A 4,122-nucleotide genomic window follows, 5' to 3' on the forward strand; every position below is an offset into this window, starting at 1 on the left:
CCAGGGGCAGCAGGGGCAGGAAGGGGTCCTGGTACAGGGGCTTGCCGGTGACCGACAGCGCACCGAGGGTCTTGCCGTGGTAGCCGCCGCGGGCCGCGATCACCCGGCGGTGACCGAGGCCGCGCGCCATCTTCAGTGCCGTCTCCACCGCCTCCGCGCCCGAGCCGGTGAAGTGCACCCGTTCGAGGCCCGCCGGGCAGACCTCCGCGAGGGCCTCGGCGGCCCGGGCGGCGGACGGTTCGAGGAGCAGCCGGGTGGCCAGCGGCAGTGTGCGCAGCTGCCGCTCGACGGCGGCGACCACGTGCGGGTGGCAGGCACCGGTGAAGAAGACGCCGTACCCGCCGGCGTTGAGGAATTCCTGGCCGTCGGAGGTACGGACGCGCGATCCCGCCGAGGAGACCTCGACGTGGCCGCCGAACATCTCACCCAGCTTGCCGCGTCCCCGGCTCAGGTGCGCCTTGTATCCGTCGGCGACGGTGCGGCGCAGGTCGTGGGCGGGCGGCGGTGCCGCCTGGAAGCCGCTCACCGGATCCTCAGCGGCGCGCCGTCGGCGTGGTCGAGCAGGGCTTGCGCGCAGGCCGTACGGGAGGGCGGGTGGAAGGCCAGCGCCCGGCTGACCGCCAGCAGGGTGCCGATGTCGGGCGTGGCGGCGAACGCGAGACCGCCGAGGATCTCCGCCGCGCGGTCCGCGATGTCCACAAGGAGGTCCTGGACGGCGTAGCGGGCGGCGAGGGACGCGGCCAGCTCGTTATTGCCCACCGGGGCCTCCTCGATCCGGCGGGCGACGTTCTCGGCGAGCCCTGCGGCGGCCTCCACACCGGTGACCAGGGCCGCGCGGTCGGTGGCGCTGCCGCGCCCGCCCGCCACCGCCGCCCTCGCGAGCCGTGTCACGGCCCCCGTGTAGGCCGAGGTGACCAGCAGCTCGAACCAGACGAAGCCCGTCGTCTGCAGGGTGTCCAGGCCTGTGCCGAGCTCCACTTGGGGGCGCAGCATCAGCTCCTTCGGTACGAAGACGTCCCGCAGCCGTACCTCGTCGCTCTCGGCCCCGGCGAGGAAGGGTGCGTCCCAGAACGGTTCACGGGTGATGCCGGGTGAGGTGGCCGGTACCAGTGCCACGCCCAGTTCGACGCCGTCCCGTCCGTCGGGGGCGGGCAGCGCCACTCCGGCGGTCAGCAGGTCCATGGAGTGGGTCAGGCTGCACGGCTTCTTGGCCCCGTTGACCAGGAAGCCGCCCTCGACGGGCACGGCCGTGACCGAGGAGTCCAGGATGCCGGTGCCGGTGCGGCCCTCGGCGAATCCGGAGGCCACCAGGAGCCGGTCGCGGGCGATGCCCTCGATCAGCATCCACTCCAGGCCGCTCGCCTCGTCGGAGGTGAGCAGCGCGACCAGGGAGGCCACGGAGAAGTTGTGCATCGCCGCGGCGACGCCGAGCGAGGGAGAGAGGGCGCCCAGGGCGCGTACGACGCGCACGGCGTCCAGCGCTCCGGCGCCCGAGCCGCCGTAGTCCGCCGGGATGAGCAGTCCCGGTCCGCCGACGCGGCGGAAGGCCTTGAGGCCGGGCCCGCCCGGTGCCTCCAGGGTGGCCAGGGGCACGCCGTCCAGCTCCTCGGCCAGTCCTGGCAGGTAGGTCTCGCACGCCGCGCGTGCGGTGTCCATCGCGCGCATCAGGCCGGTGCCTCCGTTGCTTGGCCGTCGAAGACGGCGTCGAGGGGACGTATGTCTCGTGCCACGCTGACGCCCTGGAGGTGGGAGGTGCGCAGCATCGGATAGTTGGCCTCGCCGCCCGGTCCGCCGGTCAGTCCCGTGCCGCCGTGGGTGGGCAGGACCGGCAGGAACCCGATGTGCGAGTCGTTGACCTTCAGCAGTCCGCCGCCGCGTACCCCGGCCACGAAGCGGTCGGTGACCTCTTGGCTGCCGGTCCACAGCGAGTTGCGCAGCCCGTACTCGTTGGTGTTGACGAACCGCACGACCGCCTCCAGCAGGCCGGGGGTCTCCTCCGGTGCGGGGACGACGACGGGCAGCAGGGGGAAGAACGTCTCGTGGCGTACGGCCTCCAGGTCGCGGGCGCCCTTGAGTCCGTCGACGCGGAGGACGGTGGGCTCCAGGAAGAGACCGCCCACCGGGTCCTCCGCTCCCCCGGCATCTAGCCTGCGTCCGCCGCAGACCAGCTCGGCTCCGCCTTGCAAGGCCTGGTCGAGGCAGGCTCGGAACAGGTCGGTGCGCAGCACCGGGGAGAGCAGCGTTCCCGCTTCCTCCGGGTAGCCGGGGCGGATTCCGGCGGCCCGCCGGGCCACCTTGGCCAGCAGGGCGTCGGCGACGGCCGGGTGCACCACGGCGACGTTGGGCACCATGCAGATCTGCCCGGATCCGTAGAACGCCTCGGTCAGTGCCTGGGCGGCCAGGTCGAGGTCCGCGTCGTGCCAGATGACGCAGATGTCGTTGCCCGCAAGTTCCAGGACCGGCTTCTTGCCCGCGGCCACGCAGCGGGCGCCGAAGTCGATGCCCTGGCGGCTGCTGCCGAAGTACATGACGTCATCGACGAGGGGACTCTCCAGCCAGGTACGCAAGGTGGTGGGCGCGTCCGAGCAGAGGGCGGAGAGCGCCGCGGCGGGAGCGCCGACGGCTTCCAGGGCCGGGGCGATGAGGTGCCGGAGGACGTGCATCACGCCCAGGGGCGCGCTGCGCGGGGCCCTGACCACCAGTGCGTTGCCCGCTGCCAGCGCCCATACGCCGAGGAGGACGTTGGCGATTGTGGCGTTCTGCGGCGGGTTCAGGCAGACCACGCCGTCGGCGACCCGGCGCACGGTCAGCTCGCGCCGCGCGGTGCTGGTCCGGTGCTCCATCTGGGCGGCCAGGAACTCCCGGGTTGCGGGGGCGGTGTTGGCGAGGATGCCGCTGGCCTCCCAGCGGGCCAGCGCCGAGGGATGCCCCTCGGCGATCATCAGGTCGACGATCTCGTCGTGCTTCTCGCGCACCAGGCCGTGGAAGACCTCCACCAGCCGCAGCCGGGTCGCCAGCGGGGCCCTTGACCACTCATCGGCCGCTCGGGCGGCCGAGCGCAGCGCGGCCTGCACCTCGTGTTCGTCGGCGACCGCGCAGCGCCCGATCACCTCCTCCGGTGCGTCCGCGGCGGCCATCGTGCCCTTCTCCAGGGACCGCTTGGTCCTGATGGAGCCGAAGAAGTTCCGCAGCATGGCGGAGGCGCGCACGGTGTACACCCACTGTGTTCCCGGCCGTTCGCGCCCGTCGACGTAGGAGCCGTACGAGCCGTAGGGGCCGCTGAAGTCGTCACTCGGCATCGCGGTCGGCCTTCCTGGTCGCCGTGGCGAGGGCGGCGCCGAGCGCGGCGCCGAGTCGGTCGAGGCGGGTGCCCTCGTCGAACATCGAGAAGTGGTCGCCGGGGACCTTGTCCACCAGCAGCCGCCCGGTGATGTGCGTGCCCCACAGGGACTTGTCGCGCGGGTTCATGCGCAGCGCGTCCAGCAGCGCCTGGCCCTCCGGCTCCTCGGCCTGGAGCAGCCGGAGGTCGCCGGTGTAGCGGCCGTCGGGGTAGTAGCTCTTGAGCAGGGCGTGGTTGTGCTGCCAGATCCGCAGAAAGCCCTGGTCGCGCAGCATCTGCGGGTCCACGCCGCGCACCGGGGCGGCCTGGAACAGCGCGGGGACGGCCGCCTCGAACTCCTCGGCGTCCAGGTGTCCGCCCACGTAGGTCTCGGGTACATGGGCGTCGAGCATCACCAGCAGCTCGACCTCTTCTCCGGCGCGCTGGAGCTGGAGCGCCATCTCGAAGGCCACGTTGCCGCCGAAGGAGTAGCCGCCGATGCGGTAGGGGCCCTGGGGCTGCTCCCGGCGTATCCGTTCGACGTAGAGGGCCGCCAGGTCGCGCAGTGTGCCGGGCCACCGGGCCGGGTCGGAGGGCAGGGACAGGGCGCGCAGGGGCGGTCCGGGCGGTGTGCGGTCGGCCAGGCGGACGTACAGGAAGGTGGTGCCGCCCGCCGGCGGGGCCAGGTAGAGGGGGGTGCCCTCGCCCGCGCGCAGGGGCGTGAGGGGGGGGGGGGGGGGGGGGGGGGGGGGGGGGGGGGGGCCGCCACCGCGTGGGCCCGGTTCTCGGGCGTGATCCAGTGG

At 73.3% G+C, this 4,122-nt stretch carries 4 protein-coding genes; all 4 read right to left on the reverse strand.

Annotation, left to right across the window (positions count from 1 at the left end):
• Positions 1-421, reverse strand: a 421-nt coding sequence (locus AB8Z36_RS33345) for an aminotransferase class III-fold pyridoxal phosphate-dependent enzyme (RefSeq protein ID WP_369217130.1), incomplete at its 3' end; no start/stop codon positions are given.
• A gap of 101 nt (positions 422-522) precedes the next feature.
• Positions 523-1,656, reverse strand: coding sequence for an acyl-CoA dehydrogenase family protein (locus tag AB8Z36_RS33350; RefSeq protein WP_369217127.1), 1,134 nt, complete (start codon positions 1,654-1,656; stop codon positions 523-525).
• Positions 1,657-1,664: 8 nt separating this feature from the next.
• Entirely contained in the window at positions 1,665-3,299 is a 1,635-nt protein-coding gene (locus AB8Z36_RS33355) for an aldehyde dehydrogenase family protein (RefSeq protein ID WP_369217128.1), read from the reverse strand.
• The coding region (locus AB8Z36_RS33360) for a thioesterase domain-containing protein (protein WP_369217129.1) at positions 3,289-4,122 on the reverse strand (834 nt) is incomplete at its 5' end. The genes AB8Z36_RS33355 and AB8Z36_RS33360, both read right to left, overlap by 11 nt.

The sequence above is a fragment of the Streptomyces flavofungini genome (assembly GCF_041028215.1).
GTDB lineage: Bacteria > Actinomycetota > Actinomycetes > Streptomycetales > Streptomycetaceae > Streptomyces > Streptomyces flavofungini_B.

Bases quoted from the DNA above. Each gene is read 5' to 3' on its own strand.
- AB8Z36_RS33350 (WP_369217127.1), bottom strand. From the start codon at position 1,656: ATGGACACCGCACGCGCGGCGTGCGAGACCTACCTGCCAGGACTGGCC.
- AB8Z36_RS33355 (WP_369217128.1), bottom strand. From the start codon at position 3,299: ATGCCGAGTGACGACTTCAGCGGCCCCTACGGCTCGTACGGCTCCTAC.